Source organism: Erythrobacter epiphyticus, from assembly GCF_034653295.1.
Taxonomy (GTDB): Bacteria; Pseudomonadota; Alphaproteobacteria; order Sphingomonadales; family Sphingomonadaceae; genus Erythrobacter.
Window position 1 is genome coordinate 25,829 of sequence record NZ_JAYEEU010000001.1, and the last position, 24,679, is coordinate 50,507.

At 64.5% G+C, this 24,679-nt stretch carries 27 protein-coding genes; 10 read left to right on the forward strand and 17 right to left on the reverse strand.

Annotated elements, in window-relative coordinates; translation table 11 throughout:
* The 6 genes from SOQ14_RS00130 to SOQ14_RS00155 all read right to left on the reverse strand — a co-directional run bounded on the left by SOQ14_RS00130 (position 1) and on the right by SOQ14_RS00155 (position 4,300).
* Positions 1–342, reverse strand: coding sequence for a hypothetical protein (locus SOQ14_RS00130; protein ID WP_322895612.1), 342 nt, complete (start codon positions 340–342; stop codon positions 1–3).
* Between the two features lie 67 nt (positions 343–409).
* Positions 410–1,873, reverse strand: coding sequence for an NAD(P)(+) transhydrogenase (Re/Si-specific) subunit beta (locus SOQ14_RS00135; RefSeq protein ID WP_416232707.1), 1,464 nt, complete (start codon positions 1,871–1,873; stop codon positions 410–412).
* 107 nt (positions 1,874–1,980) lie between these two features.
* The gene (locus tag SOQ14_RS00140) at positions 1,981–2,262 is read right to left on the reverse strand and encodes an NAD(P) transhydrogenase subunit alpha part 2 (protein ID WP_322895614.1); all 282 of its coding nucleotides are present in this window, start codon (positions 2,260–2,262) and stop codon (positions 1,981–1,983) included.
* A 12-nt stretch (positions 2,263–2,274) separates the two neighbouring features.
* The gene (locus tag SOQ14_RS00145; protein WP_322895615.1) at positions 2,275–3,048 is read right to left on the reverse strand and encodes a hypothetical protein; all 774 of its coding nucleotides are present in this window, start codon (positions 3,046–3,048) and stop codon (positions 2,275–2,277) included.
* The gene (locus tag SOQ14_RS00150; RefSeq protein ID WP_322895617.1) at positions 3,045–4,166 is read right to left on the reverse strand and encodes an NAD(P) transhydrogenase subunit alpha; all 1,122 of its coding nucleotides are present in this window, start codon (positions 4,164–4,166) and stop codon (positions 3,045–3,047) included. Before SOQ14_RS00150 ends, SOQ14_RS00145 begins: the two co-directional genes overlap by 4 nt.
* Positions 4,167–4,180: 14 nt before the next feature.
* On the reverse strand, positions 4,181–4,300 hold the full coding sequence (locus SOQ14_RS00155) for an aa3-type cytochrome c oxidase subunit IV (protein ID WP_322895619.1): 120 nt from the start codon (positions 4,298–4,300) through the stop codon (positions 4,181–4,183).
* Between the two features lie 302 nt (positions 4,301–4,602).
* On the opposite strand from SOQ14_RS00155, the gene SOQ14_RS00160 reads away from it, so the two are divergent.
* Together SOQ14_RS00160 and SOQ14_RS00165 are read left to right on the forward strand one after the other, a co-directional pair.
* Complete coding sequence (locus SOQ14_RS00160) at positions 4,603–6,048, forward strand: sigma-54-dependent transcriptional regulator (protein ID WP_322895621.1); 1,446 nt, start codon at positions 4,603–4,605, stop codon at positions 6,046–6,048.
* A 19-nt stretch (positions 6,049–6,067) separates the two neighbouring features.
* Positions 6,068–6,826: an SDR family NAD(P)-dependent oxidoreductase gene (locus tag SOQ14_RS00165; protein ID WP_322895623.1), complete on the forward strand. Its 759-nt coding sequence runs from the start codon at positions 6,068–6,070 to the stop codon at positions 6,824–6,826.
* Positions 6,827–6,867: 41 nt separating this feature from the next.
* Here SOQ14_RS00165 and SOQ14_RS00170 read toward each other — a convergent pair whose 3' ends face one another.
* The 6 genes from SOQ14_RS00170 to rnhB form a co-directional block, all read right to left on the reverse strand.
* On the reverse strand, positions 6,868–8,112 hold the full coding sequence (locus SOQ14_RS00170) for an alkaline phosphatase D family protein (RefSeq protein ID WP_322895625.1): 1,245 nt from the start codon (positions 8,110–8,112) through the stop codon (positions 6,868–6,870).
* Between the two features lie 27 nt (positions 8,113–8,139).
* The gene (gene folP, locus SOQ14_RS00175) at positions 8,140–9,252 is read right to left on the reverse strand and encodes a dihydropteroate synthase (protein WP_322895627.1); all 1,113 of its coding nucleotides are present in this window, start codon (positions 9,250–9,252) and stop codon (positions 8,140–8,142) included.
* 130 nt (positions 9,253–9,382) lie between these two features.
* Positions 9,383–10,168 (reverse strand): outer membrane protein, encoded by a 786-nt coding sequence (locus SOQ14_RS00180; protein ID WP_322895629.1) that lies wholly within the window; start codon positions 10,166–10,168, stop codon positions 9,383–9,385.
* A gap of 193 nt (positions 10,169–10,361) precedes the next feature.
* A complete protein-coding gene (locus SOQ14_RS00185; protein WP_416232708.1) occupies positions 10,362–11,519 on the reverse strand; it encodes a site-specific DNA-methyltransferase in 1,158 nt (385 codons plus the stop codon).
* A gap of 193 nt (positions 11,520–11,712) precedes the next feature.
* A complete protein-coding gene (locus SOQ14_RS00190; protein ID WP_322895631.1) occupies positions 11,713–12,636 on the reverse strand; it encodes a sodium:calcium antiporter in 924 nt (307 codons plus the stop codon).
* A 3-nt stretch (positions 12,637–12,639) separates the two neighbouring features.
* Complete coding sequence (gene rnhB, locus SOQ14_RS00195) at positions 12,640–13,263, reverse strand: ribonuclease HII (protein ID WP_322895633.1); 624 nt, start codon at positions 13,261–13,263, stop codon at positions 12,640–12,642.
* Between rnhB and SOQ14_RS00200 the strand changes: the two genes are divergently transcribed.
* From SOQ14_RS00200 to SOQ14_RS00230, 7 genes are all read left to right on the forward strand, one after another.
* Positions 13,262–14,428 carry a PQQ-dependent sugar dehydrogenase gene (locus SOQ14_RS00200; protein WP_322895635.1) on the forward strand — a complete coding sequence of 389 codons (1,167 nt, stop codon included), beginning with the start codon at positions 13,262–13,264 and terminating at the stop codon, positions 14,426–14,428. The genes rnhB and SOQ14_RS00200 overlap by 2 nt on opposite strands.
* A 198-nt stretch (positions 14,429–14,626) precedes the next feature.
* A complete protein-coding gene (locus SOQ14_RS00205; protein ID WP_322895637.1) occupies positions 14,627–15,169 on the forward strand; it encodes a GNAT family N-acetyltransferase in 543 nt (180 codons plus the stop codon).
* 40 nt (positions 15,170–15,209) lie between these two features.
* Complete coding sequence (locus SOQ14_RS00210; RefSeq protein WP_322895639.1) at positions 15,210–15,773, forward strand: DUF1285 domain-containing protein; 564 nt, start codon at positions 15,210–15,212, stop codon at positions 15,771–15,773.
* Entirely contained in the window at positions 15,770–16,381 is a 612-nt protein-coding gene (locus SOQ14_RS00215; RefSeq protein WP_322895641.1) for a CoA pyrophosphatase, read from the forward strand. Before SOQ14_RS00210 ends, SOQ14_RS00215 begins: the two co-directional genes overlap by 4 nt.
* Positions 16,371–17,549 (forward strand): CCA tRNA nucleotidyltransferase, encoded by a 1,179-nt coding sequence (locus tag SOQ14_RS00220; RefSeq protein WP_322895643.1) that lies wholly within the window; start codon positions 16,371–16,373, stop codon positions 17,547–17,549. Before SOQ14_RS00215 ends, SOQ14_RS00220 begins: the two co-directional genes overlap by 11 nt.
* 221 nt (positions 17,550–17,770) lie before the next feature.
* Positions 17,771–18,025, forward strand: a complete 255-nt coding sequence (locus SOQ14_RS00225; RefSeq protein WP_322895645.1) for a hypothetical protein — start codon at positions 17,771–17,773, stop codon at positions 18,023–18,025.
* 86 nt (positions 18,026–18,111) lie between these two features.
* Entirely contained in the window at positions 18,112–18,672 is a 561-nt protein-coding gene (locus tag SOQ14_RS00230) for a hypothetical protein (protein WP_322895647.1), read from the forward strand.
* 109 nt (positions 18,673–18,781) lie between these two features.
* On the opposite strand, the gene parC is transcribed toward SOQ14_RS00230, so the two are convergent.
* The 4 genes from parC to SOQ14_RS00250 all read right to left on the reverse strand — a co-directional run bounded on the left by parC (position 18,782) and on the right by SOQ14_RS00250 (position 23,557).
* The gene (gene parC, locus SOQ14_RS00235) at positions 18,782–21,076 is read right to left on the reverse strand and encodes a DNA topoisomerase IV subunit A (protein ID WP_322895649.1); all 2,295 of its coding nucleotides are present in this window, start codon (positions 21,074–21,076) and stop codon (positions 18,782–18,784) included.
* Positions 21,077–21,144: 68 nt separating this feature from the next.
* A complete protein-coding gene (locus SOQ14_RS00240; RefSeq protein ID WP_322895651.1) occupies positions 21,145–21,480 on the reverse strand; it encodes a 2Fe-2S iron-sulfur cluster-binding protein in 336 nt (111 codons plus the stop codon).
* Positions 21,477–22,571 (reverse strand): cysteine desulfurase family protein, encoded by a 1,095-nt coding sequence (locus SOQ14_RS00245; RefSeq protein ID WP_322895653.1) that lies wholly within the window; start codon positions 22,569–22,571, stop codon positions 21,477–21,479. The genes SOQ14_RS00240 and SOQ14_RS00245 overlap by 4 nt, the downstream gene beginning before the upstream one ends.
* Positions 22,568–23,557 (reverse strand): cysteine desulfurase family protein, encoded by a 990-nt coding sequence (locus SOQ14_RS00250; protein ID WP_322895655.1) that lies wholly within the window; start codon positions 23,555–23,557, stop codon positions 22,568–22,570. The genes SOQ14_RS00245 and SOQ14_RS00250 overlap by 4 nt, the downstream gene beginning before the upstream one ends.
* 125 nt (positions 23,558–23,682) lie before the next feature.
* Here SOQ14_RS00250 and SOQ14_RS00255 point away from each other — a divergent pair, with 125 nt between their 5' ends.
* Positions 23,683–24,339 carry an alpha/beta hydrolase gene (locus SOQ14_RS00255; RefSeq protein ID WP_322895657.1) on the forward strand — a complete coding sequence of 219 codons (657 nt, stop codon included), beginning with the start codon at positions 23,683–23,685 and terminating at the stop codon, positions 24,337–24,339.
* Between the two features lie 49 nt (positions 24,340–24,388).
* Here SOQ14_RS00255 and SOQ14_RS00260 read toward each other — a convergent pair whose 3' ends face one another.
* Positions 24,389–24,673, reverse strand: coding sequence for a hypothetical protein (locus tag SOQ14_RS00260; RefSeq protein WP_322895659.1), 285 nt, complete (start codon positions 24,671–24,673; stop codon positions 24,389–24,391).
* Between the last annotated feature and the right edge of the window lie 6 nt (positions 24,674–24,679).

Here is a 24,679-nt window from a genome sequence, read left to right on the forward strand (position 1 = left end):
TTAGCCGAGCCCGATCGCGCAGAGCGCCGCGCTGGTGGTGACAACCCCGATGATCTCGCCATCTTCGGTGCGGCGCAGGCGTTCGATACTGTCAAACAGCCCGCGCGCCTGCTCAGGCTCACCCTCGCGCGGCGCCATCGCCTGACGCAAGGTCCAAAGCTGACCAAGGCTGAGGCGATCCACCATGCGGCCCGCCATGCATGCGGCCCGGCCCTCGCCCATGCCCGAGGCGACCAGCGAGCGTTCGACCTGCCAGACGATCAGCGGACGCGCCAAGCCGGTCTGCACCGCCAGCACGCCCGCTCCGATCAGCAACACGGTAATCAACAACAGCTTCTTCATCCCGACCTCTTTTTCGCATCGCCGAGGAGCCGAAACCCGGTCCCCACTTTTCGGCGCGATGCTTGGGTCAATCGAGCGCCTTGACGATTTCCTCGACCATCTTCTTGGCGTCGGCCAGCAGCATCACGGTCTGGTTCATGTAGAACACGTCGTTATCGACGCCCGCATAGCCCACGCCGCCCATCGAACGCTTGATGAAGAACACCTGCTTGGCCTTGTCGACATCGAACACCGGCATCCCGTAGATCGGCGAAGACTTGTCGGTCTTGGCCGCCGGGTTCACCACGTCGTTCGCGCCGATGATGAAGGCGACATCGCACTGGGCGAAATCGGAATTGATGTCCTCCAGCTCGAAAACTTCATCATAGGGCACGCTGGCTTCGGCGAGGAGCACGTTCATGTGGCCCGGCATACGCCCGGCGACGGGGTGGATGGCATACTTCACCTCCACGCCCTTTTCCTTGAGCTTGTCGCCCATTTCGCGCAGCGCGTGCTGGGCCTGCGCCACCGCCATCCCGTAGCCGGGAATGATGATGACCTTTTCGGCCTGTTCGAGCATGTAAGCGGCGTCTTCCGCGCTGCCCTGCTTGTAGGGGCGCTGTTCGCGCGGCGCGCCGGCACCGCCGCCGCCCGCATCGCCGCCAAAGCCGCCCGCGATCACCGAGATGAAGCTGCGGTTCATCGCGCGGCACATGATGTAGCTGAGGATCGCCCCCGACGAGCCGACCAGCGCGCCGGTGATGATCATCGCGGTGTTGCCCAGCGTGAAGCCCATCGCCGCTGCCGCCCAGCCCGAATAGCTGTTCAGCATCGAGACGACCACCGGCATATCCGCGCCGCCAATCGGGATGATCAGCAGGAAGCCGATGATGAAGGCCAGAACCGCGATCAGCAGCACCAATTGCCCTTCGCCCGCACCGCCCTGCGGCGACACGGTGTAATAGGCGATCAGCCCCAGGATCGCCGCCAGCGTGCCAAGGTTGATGACGTGGCGTCCCGGCAGCATGATCGGCGAACCGCTCATCCGGCCTGACAGCTTGAGGAAGGCAATCACCGAGCCCGAGAAGGTGATCGCGCCGATGGCGATGCCAAGGCCCAGTTCGATCCGGCTCACCGCCAGAATTTGCCCGGCGCTATCGACAATCCCGAAGCTTTCGGGATCAAGCCATGCGCCAAAGCCCACCACCACGGCAGCGAGGCCGACGAGGCTGTGGAAGCCCGCAACCAGTTCGGGCATCGCGGTCATCGCGATGCGCCGCGCGACAACAATGCCGACAGCGGCGCCGATGCCGATCGCCATCGAGATTTCGGTGATGTTGGCGAGATCGTGGGTCACCAGCGTCGTCACCAACGCGATGGCCATGCCGATCATGCCATTGCGGTTACCTGTGCGGCTGGTGGCAGGGCTGGAAAGCCCGCGCAGCGCGAGGATGAAGAACACCCCTGCGGCAAGGTAAGCGAGCATCGCCCAGGCAGGCGTGCCGCCTTCAACCCCGGCAGCATAGGCCGGGGTGGCGAAAAAGATCGTCATTGCGAGCGCAGCGAAGCAATCCAGGGCGGCCGGGCGCTTGCGTCTCTGGATTGCCGCGTCGCCTGCGGCTCCTCGCAATGACAAAAGGGGAAGCGCGAAGCTCATCCTCACTTCTCCTTCTTCTTGTACATCGCGAGCATGCGCTCGGTCACGGCAAAGCCGCCGAAGATGTTGATGCTCGCGAGCACCACCCCGAACAGACCGAGATACTTGGCGACCGGGCTGCCCGCCTCCGCCGAGGCGATCAGCGCGCCGACGATGATCACCGAGGAGATCGCATTGGTCACCGCCATCAGCGGGGTGTGCAGCGCCGGGGTCACCGACCAGACTACGTAGTAGCCGACAAAGCAGGCTAGCACGAAGATGCTAAGAATTGAGATGAAATCCATGTCTGCTCCGGCTCAATAATATCGTACGGTTTGGACGACGCCGAACCGCTGTTCAGGCATCGCCCTGCTCACGTTTACACGAATTGTCTCGCCATCCCGCGCCAGCACTGAAAAGCGCGCCTGAAGGATCGACATATCAAAGGGAAAGCTCGCGCCTTGGGGCAATTCGCTTTGGCTGAGACTGCCAAGATTGCCGACTGTTCCGAAGCGCACGCTGAAGGTCGGAAGGGCCCCCTTCCCCAGCGTGGCGGAACGGCCCTCGTAACGCACAGCCACAATGTAGTTTGCCGTGTGGAGGCTGGGATCGATCCGGCGATAGGCACCGCCAGAAACGGTCTTGGGCTTCTTGGGCCGATTGCGCGCGAAGTTCGGCAAGCCGGGAATTGCATTGCCCGCATTGAACGAGCCATCAAGCCTGCCATCTGAGTCGGCATCGATCAGGCACTTTTGCAGATTTCCCGATCCCAGCAGAAGACTGCGGGCCAGCGATTGCTTCGGCACACCGCTCACGCAGAACACCGGTGCCCCGCTCGTCAGCAGGCCAAACAACTGATCGCCGGCGCTGGCGAGCGTCTTGCCTGATTTGGCATCCACCGCGTCCTCGCTCAGCTCGATCAAGGAAGGCGGAAGGAGTCGATGACGGATCACGAATTCGCCGTCGCGGACGGTGCGCTCACCGATTTGCGACGGATCAGCCTGAACGATCCAAGCCGTTTCGATGTAGTCAGGGTTCTGAGCGGGCACGAGAACCGCGCCCATTGTCAGTATGGCGCTGACGGCGGTCACCCCAACAGCCTCTCGTTGACGACCTTCCCGCCCTGCGTGAGCCGGATCGCATTGCCGATTTCCTCATCGAGCACGGGCTTGCCCTGCTCCTTGTCCCAGAAGGCGCTGAGGAAATTGTAATGGTTGCGCGCAAACAGCGCCGAAGCATCGGCCGGCAGGTGCGCGGGCGTGTTGGAATAGCCGATGATCGTCACGCCATGCTTGACCACGGCCTCATCCGGCACCGAACCTTCGACATTCCCGCCTTGCGCCACCGCGAGATCGAAGATCACGCTGCCGGGCTTCATCGTGGCGATCTGCGCATCGGTGATCAGCCGCGGCGCGGCACGGCCCGGGATCAAGGCGGTCGTGATCACAATGTCCTGCTTGGCGATATGCTCGGAAACGAGCTGGGCCTGCGCGGTCTTGTATTCATCGCTCATTTCGGTGGCATAGCCGCCCGAGCCTTCGCCTTCGATGCCTGCGACATTCTCGACGAAGATCGGCTTGGCGCCGAGCGACATGATCTGTTCCTTGGTGGCCGAGCGCACATCGGTCGCCGAAACCTGCGCGCCGAGCCGCCGTCCGGTGGCAATCGCCTGAAGGCCCGCCACGCCGACACCCATCACGAACAGCTTGGCCGCTTGCACGGTGCCGGCCGCCGTCATCATCATCGGGAAGGCCCGGCCATAATGATCGGCCGCGACGAGCACCGCCTTGTAACCGGCAAGGTTCGATTGCGACGACAGTACGTCCATTGATTGCGCGCGGGTGATGCGCGGCATGAATTCCATGCTGAGCGCTTCGAACCCGGCGGCGGCATAGGCATCCACCACATCGCGGCGGGTAAAGGGATCGAACAGCGCGGCGACCCATGCGCCGGGTTTGGCGCCCTTGAGCAGCGCCACATCAGGCGCCTGAATGCCGAGCACGATGTCGGCATCCTTCACCGTGGCTGCCGCATCGCCGACGCTGGCGCCGACTTCGGCATAGGCGGCATCAGTGACTGATGCCGTGGCGCCCGCGCCCGCCTCGACAGCGACAGTCAGGCCGAGGGCGGCATATTTCTTGGCCGTTTCCGGGGTGGCCGCCACCCGGGTTTCCCCGGGGGCGCGCTCTTTGAGGATCGCGATCTTCACGATTTACCTTCGCTTCAGGCGATCAGCATGACGACAAAAGCGACGATCACCGCAATCACCGGCACCGCCCATTTGAGAGTTCCCATGAAACCCTCGTAAGTGGCCTGTGCCTTATCCATGTCGTGCGTTGCCATTTTTTCAATTCCCCTTTGGGCTGGTAAACACCGCAATCGGCATATGGTTGCAAGAAACATGTGCACGCAGGCGCGCGCGCATGTCTGTCCCGTATCGGAGCCCGCCGCGCTTCTCAAGCCACCTTAAATATCAGGCAACCAATTTGCTGCTGGCGCGGCGTTGTCTCGAACGGATGGGGGCTTTGACAAAGCACAAAGTGCAACAGCCTTAATCGGGTCTTTACTCATCGCTTCTATGCCTTGGACCGTTCCACATCCGGCCAGAGGTGCCGGAACGGCCGAGGATCAGGGCAAAGCAAACGATGCCGGATAGTCACAACCGCGAATGCATCGATCAGGATGTGCGCACCATCATGCTGATCGATGATGAGCCTGCGCAGACGCGCCTGATCTCTGCGATCATCGCGCGCGATGGCTGGCGCGCCGTGGTGGCGGGTGATACCGACACCGCGATTGCCATGCTCGGCACCCGTGAAGGGATGCAGATTTCCGCGATCCTGCTTGATCACTGGGTGCCGGGAGATAACGCCTGTGAGCTGATTGCCGAGTTGAAAGCGCGTCGCCCCGCCGTGCCGATCCTGATGCTGACAACCAGCGCCTCGCCGCTGCTCGCGGTCGAAGCGATGCGCGCCGGCGCCAGCGATTATCTGGTAAAACCGGTTTCGCCCGAGCGGCTGATGGATGCGCTGCGCGCGGTCACCACGCGCGAGACGCAGCGCCGCGAACTCGCGCCGCTTGCCGAAAAAATGTCCGCCAGCCTCGATTTCGATGCCATGATCGGCACCGCCCCCGGCTTTCGCGCCGCGCTGGCCCAGGCGGCAAAGACCGCGCGCGGCCACGGCCATGTCGCAATCGACGGGGCGAGCGGGACGGGCAAGGAAATGCTGGTGCGCGCGATGCATTCGGCCAGCCCGCGTGCGCGCGAGCCGTTTCGTATCGTCGATCTCGCCACGATCCCGCCGACCTCGGTGGAATCAGTGCTGTTCGGACACGAGCCGGGTGCCTTTCCGGGCGCCTTTGATCGCCAGATCGGGGCGTTCCAGCATTGCGACACCGGCACGCTGGTGCTCGATGATGTCGATCGCCTGACACCGCAGACCCAGCAATCCCTGCTCGAAGCCCTGAGCAGCGGCATTATCCGCCCGGTGGGTGCGACCTATGGCTTCCGGGTCGATGTCCGACTGCTTGTCACCAGCAATGTCGCACTCGGCGATTTGGTGGTGAGCGGCCAGTTTGATCCTGCCCTCGCCGAAAAGCTTGCGGCGAACCGCATCTCGCTGCCGCCCCTGCGCGAGCGACCGGGCGATGTGCCCGCACTGACCCGCCATTTCCTTGCCCGCATCGGCGAACAGCCAGGCCTCAAGCATCTGTCGATCACCGATAGCGCGCTCGCCCTGCTTGCCGCCTATGATTGGCCGGGCAATGTGCGCCAGTTGCAATCCGTGCTGTTTCGCGCGGCGGTCTATTGCGAGGGCGAAGCGCTCACCGCGGGAAGCTTTCCCGAATTGTCGGAAATGCTCGGCGGTCAACAGGCCCCGCTGTTCGATACGAGCCACGAGGGTGTCGGCATCACGCTCTACACGCCCGATGGCAATCTGCGTCCGCTCGAAGAGATCGAGGCCGATGTCATCCGCCTCGCCATCGGCCATTACCGCGGCCGCATGACCGAAGTGGCGCGGCGCTTGGGGATCGGGCGTTCGACCCTCTATCGCAAGCTGTCGGATCTCGGGATTGATAACGCCGCGTGATACGCTTAGCGCTGCGGACATGACACAGCTTCAGGATTTTGCAGGACGCAGCGCGCTGGTAACCGGCGCCGCATCGGGGATCGGCGCGGCATGCGCCCGCGCATTGGCCGCCCGCGGCGCCGCGCGGCTGGTGCTGGTCGATGTTGACGGCGCAGGGCTGGATGCGCTCGACCTTCCGGGCGAAGTGCACCGCATCACCGGCTCTGTCGCTGACGAGGCCCTGTGGCAAGCGCTCGAACCGCAGATGCAGGGTCTTGATCATGCGGTGGTCAACGCCGGGATCGGCGCGGGCGGGCCGATTGCGCAGCTCACCCTGGCGGAATGGCGCCGGGTGATGGCGGTCAATCTCGATGGGGCTTTCCTGACGCTCGCAGCCTCCCTGCGCGCAATGGCCGCCAAAGGCGGGAGCGCGGTCGTGGTCGCCTCGACCACGGGGATCAAGCCGGTGCCGGGGATCGGGCCTTATGGCGTTTCCAAGGCAGCCGTCGCGCACATGGCGCGCATTGCGGCGGTGGAAAATGCCAAGCTGGGCATCCGCGTCAACGCTATCGCGCCGGGCGGGGTTGATACCGCGATCTGGGACGGCGGCGAGGATTTCCAGCGCTCGGTTGCGGCGATCGGCCGCGAGGCGACCCTCAAAGCCATGGCCAAGACGACCCCGCTCGGCCGCTTTGCCTCATCCGAGGAAATGGCCGACAGCATCCTCTACCTGCTCAGCGATGCCGCCGCCAATATCACCGGTCATGTGATGGTATCAGACGGCGGCTACACGCTCTAGGTTTGCGGCCACCTTCGGTGGCAATCACCGCCCACCCCGCCTCACCATTGGAAGCTGTGCTGCGCCAGCGTGTTGCTGGTGTTGCCCATCAGGCTCATCGTCAGCGTCCTGGCTTTCCAGTCGATATCGACCAGCCCGTAATTCTCGATCCCGAAGAACTTGGTGATACGGCGCGGATCGGGCTCACGCTTGGTGCTCGCCTCGACATCGCTCGAAAAGGCAAGGTTCAGGGAAGAACTGGTGAATTCCCAGATATCCTCGCTGCCACCGGGGGCCTTTTCCTTGTAGATCGCGCCCGCATGGCGATCACCCGAAAGGATCACCAGCCCGCTTTGGGCGCGCCCTTCGAGCATCTTTAGCAAGCGTGCCCGTTCGAGCGGGAAATTGGTCCAGCCTTCGAACTGGTGCGCTTCCGTCAGCACCTGCGTGGAGGAGACGACGATACGCAGATCAGCCGGCTTGGCCAGCTCCTGCTCGAGCCAGCGCCATTGCTCATCCCCGAGCACGGTCGCCGCAGGATCGGTATTGGGCACATAGCTGCCGAGCGGCGCACGATCACGCGTCCATTCGGCGCGCTGGAGATCAGAACGGAAATAGCGGGTGTCGAGCATGAGGAACTGCACGCGCTGGCCTTCCGGCCCGATGATGCGGCTTTCATAGACGCCCGGACGGGCGCGCACTTCCTCGGACGAACCCCAGAAGGTGTCGAACAGCTCCTTGGCCCAGCGCTTGAACGGGAAGTTGCCGCCTGCATCATTGAGGCCGTAATCGTGATCATCCCATGTCACCATCATCGGGAACCGCGCGCGGAAATCGCGGAATTCGGGATGCGAGGCCTGCTTTTCATAGGCCGCGCGCAAGCTTTCGAGCCCAGCATCCGCATTCCAGCCGGTGTCGCCATAGACATTGTCGCCGATCAGCAGGAAGGCCTGCGGGCTCTGCGCCGCGATCTGCGCCCACATGTGCTGCGGGGCGAGGTGATGGTTGCAGCTGCCAAAGGCAATGCGCGTGAGGGTGGTGGCCGGGCTGAGCGCCGGATTGGGGCCAGCCACCGGCAGGGTGACCCGCTGGCGCAGTTGATCATAATAGGGCGTCAGCGCGTCCTCGGCCGAAAGGCTCACCGTCGGAGCGGAGGTCTGCGCCAGCAGCGGTGCGGCGGCAAGGCCGGCAGCAGCCAGCGCGGTGGCGGCGAGAAGCGGGAAGCGAGGCATTTTTATCTCCGTCATGGCAATCAGGGCGCGCACGTGCCGCATCGCGGCGGGCTGGCGCAGGGTTTTAGTGGTCATGTTCGATGACACAATGGCGACGCCCCATCAAACGGGCGGCAATTGGCTGAAATCCGTCAGCGCCGCATCGGCCAGCCCGCGCCAGACATTGCGCGCCTGCACGGTCGCGGCGACATCATGGACCCGTAGCAGGTGAACACCGGCGGTCATCCCCTTGAGCGCCAGCGCGAGCGAACCGGCGAGACGATCCTCTGCCGCTTCCTCGCGGCTGAGCGCGCCGATCATCCGCTTGCGGCTGGCCCCCAGCATGAGCGGCGAGCCGAGTGCATGGAACAACGGCAGCGCGTTGATAAGCCGCACGTTATCCGCCAGCGATTTGCCAAAACCGATACCGGGATCAAGCACGATCCGCTCTGGCGCGATCCCCGCGGCTATCGCCCGCGCGCGGGCCTCGCGCAGGAAATCGAACACATCGAACACGACATCGCCATAGGCCCCGCCCGCATGGAGATCATCGCCAGCGCCCGGTGCATGCATCAGCACCACCGGGCAGCCCGCCTGCGCGACCAGCTCGATCGAACGCGGATCATAGCGCAAGGCCGAAACATCATTCGCCATGTGGGCGCCCGCTTGCAGCGCGCCTTCGAGCACACCGGCCCGGCGGGTATCCACGCTGATCGCCGCGCCCATCGCCGCGCAATATTCCACTGCGGGCACCACCCGGGCCAGTTCCTCGCCTTCCCAGGTCTGCGCGGCACCCGGCCGCGTGCTTTCGCCGCCGATGTCGATGATCGCCGCACCGGCTTCGAGCATGGCAGCCGCCTGCACGCGCCCTGCCGCAACATCGTTGAAATGCCCGCCATCGGAAAAGCTGTCGGGGGTGACATTGAGAATGCCCATGATCTGCGGCTGATCGAGCCGGATCGTGCGCGTGCCCAGTTGCAGCGGGGCATGGACGCGCTGGAGATGCTCCCATTGCATGCGGGCATCCTCGCGCACGGCATCAGGCAGGCGGACGAACGCATCCGCAATGCTGCTGCGGGTTGCCATGATGCGTTGGATCACCGCATCGCCATCACGCAGGATCAGCGCGAATTCGCGGGCATAGGCCATCGCGCCGCCGAGCCGGATGGCATCGCCATCGGCCTCTTGTGGGCCAGAGATCAGCGTGATCGGACGAACATAGACAGTCAGCGACATGGCATGAGGGACTAGCCCCTGCGCCGCGCGCCGCAAAGCCCCCTCGCCACCTGGGCCAACAAGAAAGGCCGCACCCTTGTGGGGTGCGGCCTTCCTGTGATGCAGCCCGCTTGAGGCTGCGGCGGGGAGCTTAGTTGCCGAACTTGAGGCGCAGGCCTGCCGTCAGCACCGACTGGTTGCTTTCAACACCCAGCGTCGCCGGGAGCAGATCGAGGCCGATGTCAGCGCGTTCGGTGTTGGCGCGGTAGGCATACTGGCCGAACAGTTCCGCACGCGACGACAATTCATAGGTGGCACCCGCCATCAACTGATAGGCAAAGCCCGAGGCGGTATCGTTCGAAATCCGTACATCCGACGGCTGATAACGGACATCAACCCACTGCACGCCGGCACCTGCGCCGACATAGGGCTTGATCGCCGTGCCCGTGTTGATGTCGTAGAACACGTTGGCGAACAGGCCATAGGTGTTGACGCGGCCGGTATCGGTCGCACCAAAGGCGCCCACGGTCGGGTTGCCGGCAGCCGGTGCGCCGCGGGTCAGCACAGCCACATCAACGCCATCGATATTGGCGCCGCCGACCTGAAAACCATTGTGGCCGGACACATCAACCTGGCTGAAATTGCCTTCGACTTCGAGACGGAAGCCATTGTCGAACTTGTAACCCACCTGCCCGCTGAGCGCGAGGCCGGTATCGAACCCGGTGTTCCAGCCGAGCGGGGTGCCAGCGGGGATCGCACCGAAGTCAGGGGTTGCCGGAACAGTGGCGTTGAACTCGCCAAGGTTCTCGCTGTCGCCGGGCAGCGACACGCCGGCACCGAAACCAATATAGACGCCTTCGGCCATCGCCGCACTCGGGATAGCGGCAAAAGCGGCGGTGCCTGCTGCGATGAGGCAAAGCTTGGTGTTGAACTTCATGTTGTGTCCTCATGAGTAAACGCCGGCCGGTAGGGGGAGGGTGGCCGGACGGGCCTTTTACGCATGAGTTGCCGGATTGGTTTCATTCCTGTGCGACAAAATGTTACCGGATGGCGACAGTCCGTTTCTCTGAACAGGCTGTTAATTTCACAGCAATCTTGGCGCCACATTTTTGCCGCACACCGTGCGGCGTTCAGTCCTCGCTGGCGAGCAGATAGAGCTGGCGGGCAGCATCAATCGGCTGAACATCGCGGCCCTGCGGCCCGGCGATCTCGTAATGCCAGAATGTCCAGCCATTGCAGCTTGGCGCGCCTTGCAGGTCCTTGCCCAGCCCGTGGATCGAACCGGTCTTGCCGGCGCACTCAAGCGAGCCATCGGCGCGCACCGTGGCGATCCAGCGGCGCTTCTTGTCGAAGATCGTGCTGCCCGGCGGGATCAGCCCGGCCTCGACCACGGCGCCAAAGGCTACCTTGGGCGCGGTGCGGGCGCTTTGCATCGTCGTGAGCGCGCTTTCATCCAGCGGCAACTCCTTGGCGATGCGCTTTTCCGCGACCCCGCGATAGAAATCCTCACGCTCGCAGCCGATCCACTGGCGGCCCAACCGCTTGGCGACGGCGCCGGTGGTACCAGTGCCGAAGAAGGGATCGAGCACCACATCGCCCTTTTCGGTGGTCGCGAGCAGCACGCGATAGAGCAGCGCTTCGGGCTTCTGGGTGGGGTGCGCCTTCTTGCCGTCTTCCTTGAGCCGCTCGCCCCCCGAACAGATCGGCAGCACCCAGTCCGAACGCATCTGGAGCTCGTCATTCAAGGTCTTCATCGCGCGATAGTTGAAGTGGTAGCGCGCCTTTTCGCCCATGCTCGCCCAGATCAGGGTTTCGTGGGCATTGGTGAAGCGCGTGCCCTTGAAATTGGGCATCGGGTTCGTCTTGCGCCAGACGATGTCGTTGAGGATCCAGAAGCCGAGATCCTGCAAGATCGCGCCGACGCGGAAGATGTTGTGGTAGGAACCAATCACCCACAGCGCGCCATCGGGCTTGAGCACGCGGCGCGCCTCGGTCAGCCATTCGCGGGTGAAGGTGTCATAGGCGGCCATGGAATCGAACTGGTCCCAGTGATCGGTCACCGCATCGACATGGCTGCCATCGGGTCGGTTCAAGTCGCCGCCCAGTTGCAGATTGTAGGGGGGATCGGCGAACACGAGATCAACGCTGGCAGAAGGCAGCGAGCGCATCGCCGCGACACAATCGCCCGGCAGGATGCGGCCCAGCGGCAATTCGGCGACAACGGGAGCGGTTTCACGTCCCTTTTCAGCCAGTTTTGCCGGTAACTTGGTTTTTTCCTGAACGCCCACGCGGCCACCCCGATTCAATCTGCGGAAACTTATCCACAGGCATGAGTCCTCGGGGACTCGGCGTCAAGCAGGGAATTTTCCCGGGCTTCGGCGATCCCACCCGACTTCACACGGAACGAAACGAGATCGCCACAAGATGTTGAGTCTGGCTGGCAATCAGAGACTCGACATCAGGGGGTGTGGCGCAAAAGACTCAACTGAACACCCAGACGACGTTGGCCGCGAAAATCGTGATCATCGCCGCGCCCGCGAGGCGGCCAATGGTCTCGCCGCGCCACAAGAGCACCAACACCATCGCAGCGCTCGCGCACATCAGCGCCATCTGCGCCCCGGCAAGGCTGGCGGGCAGCGGGAATGGCGCGATCGCCATGGTCGCCCCGCCGATCATCAGGATGTTGTAGATGTTCGATCCGACAACATTGCCAAGCGCAAGCCCCGGCCTGCCGCGCATCGCAGCGGCAAGCGAGGCCGCCAGCTCGGGCAGGCTGGTGCCTACTGCCACCACGGTAAGGCCAATCGCGGTTTCCGAAACCCCGGCCAGCAGCGCAAGATCAATCGCGCCGCTCACCAGCGCCTGCCCACCGGCCACCAGCGCCGCAAGGCCAGCGACGAACAGCCCTCCCGCCGCAAACCATCCTGGCGGGTGGTCGATGTGATCATCCTCGGGCACGGCTGCACCGGGATGGCGGTAACGCCACACCACATAGGCCACCAGCAGCGCCAGCATCACCAGCCCGATCCCGCGCGCGCCGATCCCGCTGATCGCCAGAGCCCAGAGCGCAAGACTCACCCCCAGCGCGACCACGGCATCACGCCGCCCCATGCCCGAGACCGCGATCGGCGCCAGCAGCGCTGTCACGCCAAGGATCAGCAGCGCATTGGCACTGTTCGAGCCGACGATATTGCCCCACGCGATCTCCGGCGATCCGGCGAGCGCAGCCTGAACGCTGGCAACCATTTCGGGCATGGACGTTGCCGATCCCACGATCACCAGCCCGGTGAACAGGGTCGAGACCCTCAGCCGCTGCGCCATGCCGACCGCACCGCGCACCAGCAGTTCACCGCCGAGCGCAAGACCGACAAGGCCCACCGCGCAGAAAATCAATGCATTCATCATGGTCTAGAGCAATGCCAGTTGGGCAACCGGCGCGAAACTGCGGCGGTGCAAGGGAGAGGGGCCATGGGTGCGCAAGGCCGCCATGTGTTCCGCCGAACCATAACCCTTGTTGCGCTCCCAACCATAGTGGGGATGGTCTGCGGCCGCGGCCAGCATGATCCGGTCGCGCCATTCCTTGGCGATGATCGAGGCGGCCGAAATCGCCGGTTCGATCCCGTCGCCACCAATGATCGCCCGCGCGCCCCAGCGCCATGCCGGGATGCGGCCCTGCGGCGTGAGATTGCCGTCGATCAGGATATCGCGGGGATCATCCCCCAACGCGCTGGTCAACGCCGTGACGGCACGGGTCATCGCCAGCATCGTCGCATTGAGAATATTGATCCGGTCAATCTCTTCCGGCTCGGCAATGCCGACAGCCCATGAACACGAGCCACGAATCTGCCCATCGAGCACCGCGCGGCGCCGTGCGGAAAGTTTCTTGGAATCATCAAGGCCCACGGGTATCTCAACCCCCAGAACCACAGCAGCGGCCACCACCGGCCCTGCCAGTGGCCCCCGCCCCGCCTCGTCAACGCCGATGGCATAGCCCTCGGCACCGAACCCGTTTCTGTGAGTTACCCCTAGCATGATGACAAAATCCCGTGCGTTGATCGCTTTCTCGCTTCCCGCCGCGCTGCTGGCAAGCTGTGCCAATGCCGAAAGCGGGGCAGAAACCACCGATAATGCCACCGGCACCGCCGCCCCCTTCACCGCCGCCCCGATGGGCCAGTTCGAAGAGCCGTGGGCGATCCGCTTCGCGCCCGGCACGCCGATGCTGTTCGTGACGGAAAAGGCCGGCACGCTCAAGGTGATGGACACCAGAACCGGCCAGGTCGCCACCGTCGCAGGCGTGCCGGAAGTGGATTACGGCGGGCAAGGCGGGCTCGGCGATGTCGCCTTCCTGCCGGGCGAGGCGAGCCAGCCGCTGGATGGCCGGGTGATCTACCTCACCTGGGCCGAAAAGGGCGAGAACGACACGCGCGGCGCAGCGGCCGGGCGCGGCATTCTGGTCTGCGCCGAGATCACCGCCTGCCGGATCAAGGAATTCGCCGTGATCTGGCGGCAGGATCAGAAGGTAACCGGCCGCGGGCATTATTCGCACCGCATCGCCTTTGATCCCAATGGCCGCCACATGTATATCGCCAGCGGCGAGCGGCAGAAGATGCTGCCCGCGCAGGATCTCGACAACAATCTCGGCTCCATCGTGCGGCTCAAGCTGGACGGTGCCCCGGCCAAGGAGAACCCGTTTCAGGATCGCGGCGGCACCGCGATGCAGATCTGGTCTTACGGCCATCGCAACATCCTCGGGATGGCGTTCGACGGCGCTGGCCGCCTGTGGGAAGTCGAGCATGGCCCGGCCGGCGGGGATGAACTCAATCTCGTCAAGCCTGCTGCCAATTATGGCTGGCCGCTGGTGTCGAACGGCGATCACTATAACGGGGACAACATCCCCGATCATAATACCCGCCCCGATCTCGCAGCCCCCGTGCTGGGCTGGACCCCGGTGATCGCGCCAAGCGACATGCTGATTCATTCCGGCAAGCAATTTACCGGCTGGCGCGGTGCAATGCTGATGACCGGACTGGCGACGCAAGCCATCATCCATGTCAGCCTCGATGGCGAGACCGCGCGCGAAACCGCACGCTATCCGATGGACAAGCGGCTGCGCTCGCTCACCGAAGGGCCGGATGGCGCGATCTGGGTCGCCGAAGATGGCAAAGGCGCGCGCCTGCTGAAACTCACGCCGCTTTGATATAAGGGTTCACGGGCGTGAACCTATGCCCCGCCCGCCCGGCCTCCCTACCCGGTTACCATATTCTGATGGTATCATTGGTGGCCGGTTGGGCCAAAGGCAGGAAGGCGGGGCGGGTGGTCTGCACCGCGTGGGTGCGCGGCCTTGACAAAGATTCCATTGGGCAGCGCGCGGGAAAGCGATTAACCGCGCCTGCCCATGAGCCCGAAGACCGCCAGCCTGATTCCCCTTGCCGCCTGCGATGCCGCCATGGTCGAGGCCGTGCTGGACCGTGCCTTTGGCCCGGATCGCCATGCCCGCACCGCCTATCGCATCCGCGCCGGGATGGCGCCGCTTGATGCCTTGAGCTTTGCCGCGCTGGACGAGGATGATCTGCTGGTCGGCACGATCCAGTGCTGGCCGATTGGCCTGCTGACGCCGGAAGGCCGGCAAGTGCCGCTGGTGATGGTCGGCCCGGTCGCGGTGGTGCCCGAACGGCAGGGCGAAGGCTTCGGCATCGGGCTGATGAGCGCGATGATCGAAGCCGATGCGCGCCTCGCCGAGGAACGTGGCGCTTCGCTCCCGCAAGTGCTGATCGGCGATGCCGCCTATTACGGGCGCTGGGGCTTTACCAATGCCGCGACCAAGAGCTGGCGTTGCCCCGGCCCCTATGAACAGGATCGCCTGCTCGCACGTGGCGCGGCGCTCAGCGCCATGCCCGCCGAAGGCATGCTCGGCCCATGGGTGACCCCCGCAGCCTAGGCTCTTGGCGCGGGAGCCGCGATCTGGCATCGCTTGGCCCATGCCTTATGAGCCGCCGCCCTATCTGTCCGAACTGACGCTTGAGCAGATTGCCGCGCTGGTGGCGCAGCGCAAGCTGCCGCCGGTCGAGCAATGGTCGCCCGGCAAGCTCGGCGACAGCGAAATGCGGATCGCCGCTGACGGCACCTGGTTTCATCAGGGCGATCCGATCCGGCGTGAAGCGATGGTGCGCGCCTTTGCCGGACTGCTGACCCGCGATGCCAGCGGCGCGCATTGGCTCGTCACCCCGTTCGAAAAGCTGGTGATCGACGTCGATGACGCAGCCTTTGTCGCGGTTGATTGTGCGCAGCGTGATGGTGCGCTGGTGTTCCGGCTCAACACCGATGATCTGGTGATCGCCGGGCCGGATCACCCGCTGCGCGCGTCGGGCGATGCCGAAACCCCGGCGCTTTATCTGGCGGTGCGCCATGGCCTTGAAGCCCGGCTCAACCGCTCGACCTATGCGCAGCTTGCCGAAATCGCGCTGGCACAGGGCGAGGATTGGGTGGTGGAAAGCCGTGGCACCCGGTTCTCGCTGCTGCCCGCGGGCGCGGCTGGCCGATGAGCGGTTTTGCCGATCATCTCGCGCGGCTGTTTGCCGAAGGGCACAAGGCGCCGATCCCCGATCTTCTGAGCGACGCCGCATTTGCCCGCGATGGGCGCCGCACGCCGGCCGCCGTGCTGATCGCGGTGACCGATGTGGCCGACAACCCGCAGGTGATCCTGACCCAACGCCCCAACACGATGCGCGACCATCCGGGGCAAGTGGCCTTCCCCGGCGGCAAGATCGATCCCGGCGAGGACGCGATCACGGCTGCCTTGCGCGAGGCCGAGGAAGAGCTCGCGCTTCCCCCGGCAGCGGTGCGGGTGATCGGGGCAAGCGATGATTATGTCACCGGCACCGGCTTTATCGTCACCCCTGTGGTCGGCGTGGTGCCGCCGGGCCTTGAGCTGGTGCCGAGCCCGTCGGAAGTCGCCGCGATCTTCGAAGCGCCGCTCGCCATGCTGCTCGATCGCCGACAATGGCGCAGCAACGAGGTGTTCTGGCGCGGGGCGAACCGGCGCTATCTCGAAATGGAGTATCAGGGCTTCCGCATCTGGGGTGTGACAGCGGCGATCCTTGCCAACCTCGCGCGGCGGATTGCTCTGGAGAAGCTGCACGATGTTGCGTGATCTGACATCCGCTGGCTGGACGCAGCGCGCGGGCCTTGGCCAGCTTGCCGCCGCGCTCGGCGCCGACAATATCCGCTGGGTCGGCGGTGCGGTGCGCGATGGGCTGCTCGGGCTGGACGTGCATGATGTCGATTGCGCCACCATGCTGACCCCTGATGCAGTCATCGCAGCCTGCGGACGCGCGGGCATCCGCACCGTGCCGACGGGGATCGAACACGGCACTGTCACCGCGATCCTGGCTGATGGGCCCATCGAAGTGACGACCCTGCGCCGCGATGTCGCCACCGATGGTCGGCGCGCCACCATCGCTTTTGCGAGCGACTGGTGCGAGGATGCCGCGCGCCGCGATTTCACCATCAACGCGCTTTATGCCCACCCGGAAACGCTGGAGATCAGCGATTATTTCGGCGGGCGGGATGATCTGGCAGCGCGGCGGGTGCGGTTCATCGGGCGGGCGGAAGATCGCATCGCCGAAGATCACTTGCGTATCCTGCGCTATTACCGCTTTCAGGCACGCTTCGGCGCGGCGCTCGATTCCGAGGCCGAAGCCGCCTGCGCCGCCCTCGCCCACACGCTCAAGGGGCTCAGCCGCGAACGGATTGCCGCCGAACTGCTCGCGCTGCTGGCGCTTGCCGATCCGTACCCGACCCTTGCCCGCATGCACGCGCACGGTGTGCTTGGCGTGATCCTGCCCGAGGCAGGGGCTGACGAAGTGGCAGCGCTCGCCGCGCTGATCGCACAGGAAGCCGCGCAGGGCCTTGCCCCCGATCCGATCCGCCGCCTCGCCGCACTGCTTCCCGCCTCGCCGCAACTGGCCGAGGTGGTCGCCGCGCGGCTGCGCCTGTCCAAGGTCCAGCGTGGCCGGTTGGTCAGCGCCAGCGCCCGCAGCGCGGCCGATGCCGATAATCCGCGCGCGCTTGCCTATGCGATGGGAGTGCCCCCTGCACAGGACCGGCTCTTGCTGCTCGGGGCCGATGCCCGTGCGCTGGCAGACTGGCAGCCGCCGGTGTTCCCGCTCAAGGGCGGAGCCATCGTGGCACAGGGCGTCAGCGCCGGGCCCGCTGTCGCGCGAATCCTCAAATCTATCGAAGCGCGTTGGGTGGCCGAAGGCTTTCCCCCAGATGAACGGATCGCGCAGATCCTTTCCGAAGAGCTGGCGAAAATCTGAACCGCGGGACAAACCGTTTGTCAGATGGGACAAACCACCCTTGGCTGCCTTGCCAAGCGCAGATTGCTTCGCTTAACTTTTGAACATCGACGGACATCAACCCCCGAGTGAAAGTCGATACGAAGGTCAGATAACCCCTATTTTTCCTATTTGTCTGACTACAGAATGATCTTTATTTTTACTTCAAGACGTGACGAAGTTTTATTCGAAAGGATTTCAAAATGAAGACCCTCAAGATCGCAATTTTGTCTACCGCTATTGCTTTTGCTCCGGCTGCCTTTGCGCAGGTTGCTGAACAGCCGGCGGAGCCGCCGGTCGAGACCGAACAGCCGGCCCCCGAAACGCAGCAGGACACCGACGCCACGTCGATGCCGGCGCCGGAAACCACCACCGATACGGACACCCCGGAATACGAAGAAGCCAAGCCCGAGGTTTCGAACAGCGATGACAGCTACAGCGAGCCGATGGCCCTGTAATTGCTCACCACGATTGCGGCCCCGTCGATCCCCCCCGGTCGGCGGGGTCGCATCGTATCCCACCAACCCTCAGGAGGTGTAATGCCATGACGTTCCTCAAGATTGCTCTCGCCGCGACGGCCCTTGCCGCTGCTCCCGCTGCCCTGGCGCAGGATGCCGCACCCGCCGCTGAAGCCGGCAGCCCCACGCTTGCGACCGGCGCAACCGTGCTCGGCAATGATGGCAATCCGGTAGGAACCATCGAGACGATCTCGGGCGAAGTGGTGGTCATCAACACCGGCAAGCACCGTGCTCCCGTTCCAGCCACTGCCATTGGCACAAGTGACAAGGGCCTCAGCGTCAATATCACGCAGGCCCAGCTCAACGAGATGATGGATGCGCAAGTGGCCCAAGCCACGGCCAAGCGCGATGCCGCTCTGGTTGCTGGCGCCGAAGTCATTTCCGCCAATGGCAATCCGGCAGGCACGCTGACCGAGGTCAACCTTGATGCCGACATGATCGTCTTGGCAAGCCCCAAGGGCAAGGTTGCGCTCAAGAAGGAGCATTTCGCGGTCGATGGTCAGGGCCGCCTGATGGCGCTCTTCACCCGCGAACAGATTGAAACCGCGGCTGCGGCGGGCGCAGGCGCCAACGGCGCCAGCAACTAAGCGATTTCGCAACAGTCAAAAAGACCGCTGGCGCAGCGCGCTGGCGGTCTTTTTGCGCGCAAGCAGCAAAGCGATAGCGGGACAAAGGCGCGCACGGCGCAGGGAAAAACTAGTCGAACCGCCCTGATTTGGGGAAGCCCTGCGGCGGCATCCGCCCGGCCCCGCCGCGCGCGACCTTCCACAGACCGATCTCTGTTTCCGTCCGGGTGCGCTCGCCGCTGCCGCCCATCTGCCAGCTCAGACCATCGGCAAGGGTAAAGGTCGTTGCATCGCTCAGCCCGCCATCGCGGTAGCGTTGCAGGGTGACGCCTTGCCCGCGGCTCATCACCGGCAGTTCTTCAAGATTGAAGACCACCAGCTTGCGGTTATCGCCGACGCAGGCAATGTGATCATGCGCAGGCGCGATCTCGCGCACCACCCGCAGCGCTGCGCCATCCTTCAGGTTGACCACCTGCCGCCCCTTGCGGGTTTCGGCGAGCAATTCGTCCATTTCGGCGATGAAGCCCTTGCCGATGGTGGATGCAAGCAACAAGCGCCCGCCTGCCTTGTAAACCAGCATCGCCGCAATCCCGGCTTCGGTTTCAAGGTCGATCATCGTGCGCACCGGATCGCCAAAGCCGCGCGCACCGGGCAGCTTGTCGCAACCCAGCGTGAAAAAGCGGCCATTATCCGCCACCAGCAGGAGCTTGTCAGTGGTCTGCGCGTGGCAGATGAAGGCGAGGCCATCGCCTTCCTTGTATTTGAACTCCTGATCAAGCGGGACATGGCCGCTCGCCGCCCTGATCCAGCCCTTCTGGCTCAGGATCACGGTGACGGGGGCTTTCTCGATCATCGCATCCATCGAGAATTCGACCACCGGGGCGGCCTCGGCAATCAGGGTGCGGCGACGGCCCAGCGTGGTATCCTCGGCATAGGCCTTGCGCAGATCGCGCAGATCGCGCTTGAGCCGGGTGCGCTGGCGTGCCGGGCTGCCGAGCAATTGTTCCAGTTCATCCTGCTCGGCCAGCAGCGCATCCTGCTCGCGCTTGAGCTCCATTTCCTCGAGCTTGCGCAACGAGCGCAGCCGCATGTTGAGGATGGCTTCGGCCTGCCGGTCGGTCAGTTCGAACTCCGCCATCATCAGCGGCTTGGGTTCATCCTCGGTACGGATGATCTCGATCACCCGATCCAGATTGAGGAAGGCGATGATATAGCCGCGCACCAGTTCGAGCCGCGAGGCGATCTTGTCGAGCCGGTGCTGTGTGCGGCGTTGCAGGATATCGATCTGCGCGGCCGTCCAGTTATCGAGCAACTCCTTCAGGCCCATCACCATCGGGGTTCGGGTCGCGTCGAGCACATTCATGTTGAGGCTGAAGCGGATCTCCAGATCGGTCAGCTTGTAGAGGCTTTCCTTGAGCAATTCGGGATCGACATTGCGGCTCTTGGGCACCAGCACGATGCGGATCTGTTCATCGCTTTCATCGCGGACATCCTCAAGGATCGGCAGCTTGCGATCGGCAATCGCCTGCGCGATCTGTTCGATCAGCTTGCCCTTGGCGACCTGGTAAGGGATTTCCGAGATGACGAGCTGCCACTGCCCGCCGCCCAGCCGTTCGATCCCCGCCGCGACATCTTCGGCGTCCTTGGCCTCGGGGGCATGGAACCGCCCGCGCAGGCGGAATGATCCGCGCCCGGTGCGATAGGCCTCGGAAATGGCTGCCGCGCTGTCGACCACCTGGCCGCCCGTCGGGAAATCGGGGCCGTGGAACAGCTCCATCAGCCGCTCGTGCGAGACGTGCGGATTGTCGATCAGCTCCAGCGTCGCGTCGATGATCTCGGCGACATTGTGACTGGGAATGCTCGTCGCCATGCCCACGGCAATGCCGCTGGCACCATTGGCGAGGAGATTGGGGAAGAGGCCGGGGAAGATATCCGGCTCTACCTCTTCGCCATTATAGGTCGGGATGAAATCGACGGTGCCTTCATCCAGCCCCGCCATCAATTCGAGCGCGGTCTTCGTCAGGCGCGCTTCGGTGTAGCGATAGGCCGCCGCATTATCGCCATCGACATTGCCGAAATTGCCCTGCCCTTCAACGAGCGGATACCTGAGCGCGAAATCCTGCGCGAGGCGCACCATCGCATCGTAAACACTGGCATCGCCGTGCGGGTGATACTTGCCGATGACATCGCCGACCACGCGGGCCGATTTCTTGAACGCTGACGCCGGATCAAGCTTCAACTGCCGCATCGCCCACAGCAGGCGGCGGTGCACCGGCTTCAACCCATCGCGCAGATCGGGGAGCGAGCGCGCGGTGATGGTCGAAAGCGCATAGACCAGATAGCGTTCGGACAGCGCCGCATCGAAAGGCGCATCGACAATCGCATCAAAGGGATCGGAATCAGCAGGAAGATCGGTTTCGGCCATGCTTGCCGTCTAGCAAGCCGCGCTGCTGCGAGGGAGAGGGGTTTCCACAGGGTTGAAACCGCGCCGCCTCACATCCGCCGCGCATCATGGCTTTCGCCGGGAATGCTCACCGTGAGGCCATCCAGCGCGGCCGTCACCTCGATCTGGCAGGCAAGCCGCGAGGTGCGGCGCGCGCCAGCGGCGAAATCGAGCATGTCTTCTTCTTCCTCGGCGGCGGGAGGCAGCGTGTCGAACCATTCTGCCGCCACGATCACATGGCAGGTCGAACAGGCCATCTGCCCTTCGCAGGTGCCTTCCAAGGGCAGGCCCGCCGCTTGTCCGACGCGCAGCAGATTATCCCCCGCCTCGCAGGTGGTCGCCACCGCATGGCCGCGGGGATCGATGAAAGTGACGGTCACGCTCAAATCCCTTGCTCCCTCGCAGCGGTGATGATGGCGGTGGCGGCGGCTTCGAGATCAGCCATAGTGGTGTAGCGGCCAAAGCCCAAGCGGATCGAAGACTTGGCCTCAGCATCGGCAAGGCCGATGGCCTTGAGCACATGGCTCGGGCGGCCCGATCCGCTGGCGCAGGCAGAACCGGCCGCGAGCATCACGGTGCGGCAGTCGCTCATCAACCGGGCGACATCGAGCCCCTGTTTGCGGAGATTGAGATTGCCATGCCAGCGATGCACAGCGCTGCCGTTCAATTCCCAACCGGCAAAGGCATCGCGGGCGCGGTTCCACAGGCGCTCGAGATGAGCCCTATCCTCCTCGCGCCGTTCGCCAGCGATCCTGGCCGCCGCGCCAAACCCGGCGCACAGCGCGGGCGAGAGCGTGCCGGAGCGCAAGCCTCCCTCCTGCCCGCCGCCGAGGATCAGCGGCGCGAGGCTCACACCGTCCCGCACCCACAAGGCGCCAATGCCCTTGGGGCCGTGCAGCTTGTGCGCGCTGATGGCGATCAGGTCAGCCCCCTCGGGCGGGGCGAGCTTGCCTGCCGCTTGCACCGCGTCCACCAGCAGCAACGCGCCGGCTTGCCGCGCGGCGGCGGCCACCGCGTCCAAGGGGTGGATCACGCCAATCTCGTTGTTGACGGCCATCGCCGCGATCACACCGGTTTGCGGCGTGATCGCGCTTTCGAGCGCCGCGCAGTCAGCGCGGCCATCGCCCAGCACGGGCAATACCGTGAACCCGCGCGCCTGTGCCTCAACCGCGCGCGCGCAATCGAGCACGGCGGCATGTTCCGTGGCAAAGGTCAGCACATCGCCGGTGGTCCCGCGCAGCGCGAGATTGAGCGCCTCGGTCCCGCCGGAGGTGAAGATCACGCGCCCGCCGGGCGGAAATAGCGCGGCGACCTGCTCGCGCGCGGCCTCGACGGCGGCAGCCGCCATCCGGCCCATGCGGTGGGGGGAATGGGGATTGCCGAAGGTATCGCTATCCGGCCCGCCGAGCCAGCGCAGCATCGCCTCGCGCGCTTCGGGCGCAAGCGGGGTGGTGGCTTGGTAGTCGAGGTAGATCATGACAGCGATGCCCAAGCCTCGGCAAACCGCTCAAGATCGTCGGGCGTGGTTGACCAGCCCATGCTCACCCGGATTGTCCGCGCCGCGACATCATCGGGCACGCCAAAGGCATCAAGCACGCGGCTTTTCTTGAGCGTGCCCGAAGAACACGCGCTCCCGGCCGAGACGGCAAAGCCCATGGCGTCGAGCCGGATCAGCATGGCCTGCGCGCTCATTGTCGGGTGAGTCAGCGCGAAAATGTAATCGACCTGCTCCCCCATGGTAAGGCGATGAGCGGCGACCCTTGCGGCAAAAGCGGCGCGCTGTTCCGGCGATGTTGCCCATCCGCCCGCTTCCAGCGCCGCCGCCATCCCGAGCGCGCCGGGCAGGTTCTCGGTGCCCTGACGATAGCCGCGCTCGTGCCCGCCAACGGGCGCGAGCAACTTGAAATCGCGCACCAGCAGCGCGCCGACGCCAATCGGCCCGCCAAACTTGTGCGCGCTCACCACAATCATGTCGCCATCGGGCAAAGCCAGCTTGCCCGCGCTCTGCGCGCAGTCCGACAGCAGCAGCGCGCCCGCCGCGCGGATCATCGCGGCCATATCGCGCAGCGGATTGATCGTGCCGGTTTCGGAATTGACATGCTGGATGGCCAGCAAGGCATCCGCATCAATCGTCTCTGCGCCGGTGAAGATGGTGGCATCCGGCGCGGCGCGGAACACCGCGTCGTGCTCTACAGCGCTGACGATGCGGCACTTCACCTTTGCCCGGTTCAGCGCGATCCACAAAGCCTCACTCGCGCCGCTGGTGAAGATCAACTCGCCGTCCCAACCGAGGCTGGTCTTGATCCGTTCGCGTGCGTCCTCCAGCGCGGCGCGGGCGCGGCGGCCTTCGGCGTGGGGGCTCGAAGGATTGGCCCAGATGGCCAAGCCTTGCTCGATCGCCGCCTTGGCCTCGGGCCGCAGCGGAGAGGTGGCCGCATGGTCAAGATAGACCCGTTCAGCCATGGCGCAGGCAGGCCCTTGCATCATCGGCGACAAAAAATTGCGAAATCTGCATCGCGCCCTATATAGAGCGCGCTTCGGCGTGCGCCAGCGGCCACGCCCGATCCGTCATTTTGCAAAGGTTTCTGATGCCCTCCGTCATCTTTCCCGGCCCGGAAGGCCGTCTTGAAGGCCGTTTCTCCCCGCCCCCGCGCCCGCGTGCGCCGGTGGCGATGATCCTGCACCCGCACCCAGAAGGCGGCGGGACGATGAATGATCGGATCGTGCAGCGGCTCTACAAGACCTTTGCCGATCGCGGCTTTGCCACCTTGCGGTTCAATTTCCGCGGTGTCGGCCGTTCGCAAGGCAGCTTCGATTCCGGCGTGGGTGAGCTTTCCGATGCGGCAAGCGCGCTCGACTGGGTGCAATCGATCCACCCCGAAGCGCAAAGCACCTGGATTGCCGGCTACAGCTTTGGCGCGCTGATCGGGATGCAATTGCTGATGCGCCGCCCCGAAGTGCGCGGTTTCATCTCGGTGGCGCCGCCTGCCAACATGTATGATTTCAGCTTCCTTGCGCCCTGCCCTGCCAGCGGGCTGTTCGTGCAGGGGGCGGCGGATACCGTGGTGCAGCCCAATGCGGTGCAGAAGCTGGTCGACAAGCTGCGCACCCAGAAGCACATCACGATCCACCACGAGGAAATCCCGCGCGCCAACCACTTCTTCGAGAACGAGCTTGAAGAGCTGATGGCGTCGGTCGACAATTACCTCGACTTCCGCCTGTCGCCGGATTGCCCGATCAAATAAGCGATGCGCCGTCCTGCGGCGGGCCGTTCACGACCTGAGACAGCCTTGATCAACCGTCCTGCTGTGCCTTGATCGCTTCCAGCGGAGCGCGGCCGTCCTTCGTCGGGATGGTCCAGATCAGCACATTGATGATGGCGATCACCGCAAGCAGCACCATCAGCGCGGGCTGTTTCACCGCGCCGCTGCGCCGCCAAGAGAAAAACGCGCCTGCCACCAGCAGCAGCGCCGTCAACATCACGAGCGAAAGAACGAAATCAGACATAACGCCTGCGCCTATAGCGTAGCTGCGCGCCGTGCACAGGCGCGAATTGACTTGGGCCAAGGCCAGCGTCACACCTTG

Excerpts from the sequence above, each read along its gene's own strand:
- SOQ14_RS00130 (WP_322895612.1), bottom strand. The coding sequence starts at position 342 with ATGAAGAAGCTGTTGTTGATTACCGTGTTGCTGATCGGAGCGGGCGTG.
- SOQ14_RS00135 (WP_416232707.1), bottom strand. The coding sequence starts at position 1,873 with ATGACGATCTTTTTCGCCACCCCGGCCTATGCTGCCGGGGTTGAAGGC.
- SOQ14_RS00140 (WP_322895614.1), bottom strand. The coding sequence starts at position 2,262 with ATGGATTTCATCTCAATTCTTAGCATCTTCGTGCTAGCCTGCTTTGTC.
- SOQ14_RS00155 (WP_322895619.1), bottom strand. The coding sequence starts at position 4,300 with ATGGCAACGCACGACATGGATAAGGCACAGGCCACTTACGAGGGTTTC.
- SOQ14_RS00160 (WP_322895621.1), top strand. The coding sequence starts at position 4,603 with ATGCCGGATAGTCACAACCGCGAATGCATCGATCAGGATGTGCGCACC.
- SOQ14_RS00165 (WP_322895623.1), top strand. The coding sequence starts at position 6,068 with ATGACACAGCTTCAGGATTTTGCAGGACGCAGCGCGCTGGTAACCGGC.
- SOQ14_RS00170 (WP_322895625.1), bottom strand. The coding sequence starts at position 8,112 with ATGACCACTAAAACCCTGCGCCAGCCCGCCGCGATGCGGCACGTGCGC.
- folP (WP_322895627.1), bottom strand. The coding sequence starts at position 9,252 with ATGTCGCTGACTGTCTATGTTCGTCCGATCACGCTGATCTCTGGCCCA.
- SOQ14_RS00180 (WP_322895629.1), bottom strand. The coding sequence starts at position 10,168 with ATGAAGTTCAACACCAAGCTTTGCCTCATCGCAGCAGGCACCGCCGCT.
- SOQ14_RS00190 (WP_322895631.1), bottom strand. The coding sequence starts at position 12,636 with ATGATGAATGCATTGATTTTCTGCGCGGTGGGCCTTGTCGGTCTTGCG.
- SOQ14_RS00200 (WP_322895635.1), top strand. The coding sequence starts at position 13,262 with ATGATGACAAAATCCCGTGCGTTGATCGCTTTCTCGCTTCCCGCCGCG.
- rnhB (WP_322895633.1), bottom strand. The coding sequence starts at position 13,263 with ATGCTAGGGGTAACTCACAGAAACGGGTTCGGTGCCGAGGGCTATGCC.
- SOQ14_RS00205 (WP_322895637.1), top strand. The coding sequence starts at position 14,627 with ATGAGCCCGAAGACCGCCAGCCTGATTCCCCTTGCCGCCTGCGATGCC.
- SOQ14_RS00210 (WP_322895639.1), top strand. The coding sequence starts at position 15,210 with ATGCCTTATGAGCCGCCGCCCTATCTGTCCGAACTGACGCTTGAGCAG.
- SOQ14_RS00215 (WP_322895641.1), top strand. The coding sequence starts at position 15,770 with ATGAGCGGTTTTGCCGATCATCTCGCGCGGCTGTTTGCCGAAGGGCAC.
- SOQ14_RS00220 (WP_322895643.1), top strand. The coding sequence starts at position 16,371 with ATGTTGCGTGATCTGACATCCGCTGGCTGGACGCAGCGCGCGGGCCTT.
- SOQ14_RS00225 (WP_322895645.1), top strand. The coding sequence starts at position 17,771 with ATGAAGACCCTCAAGATCGCAATTTTGTCTACCGCTATTGCTTTTGCT.
- SOQ14_RS00230 (WP_322895647.1), top strand. The coding sequence starts at position 18,112 with ATGACGTTCCTCAAGATTGCTCTCGCCGCGACGGCCCTTGCCGCTGCT.
- parC (WP_322895649.1), bottom strand. The coding sequence starts at position 21,076 with ATGGCCGAAACCGATCTTCCTGCTGATTCCGATCCCTTTGATGCGATT.
- SOQ14_RS00245 (WP_322895653.1), bottom strand. The coding sequence starts at position 22,571 with ATGATCTACCTCGACTACCAAGCCACCACCCCGCTTGCGCCCGAAGCG.
- SOQ14_RS00250 (WP_322895655.1), bottom strand. The coding sequence starts at position 23,557 with ATGGCTGAACGGGTCTATCTTGACCATGCGGCCACCTCTCCGCTGCGG.
- SOQ14_RS00255 (WP_322895657.1), top strand. The coding sequence starts at position 23,683 with ATGCCCTCCGTCATCTTTCCCGGCCCGGAAGGCCGTCTTGAAGGCCGT.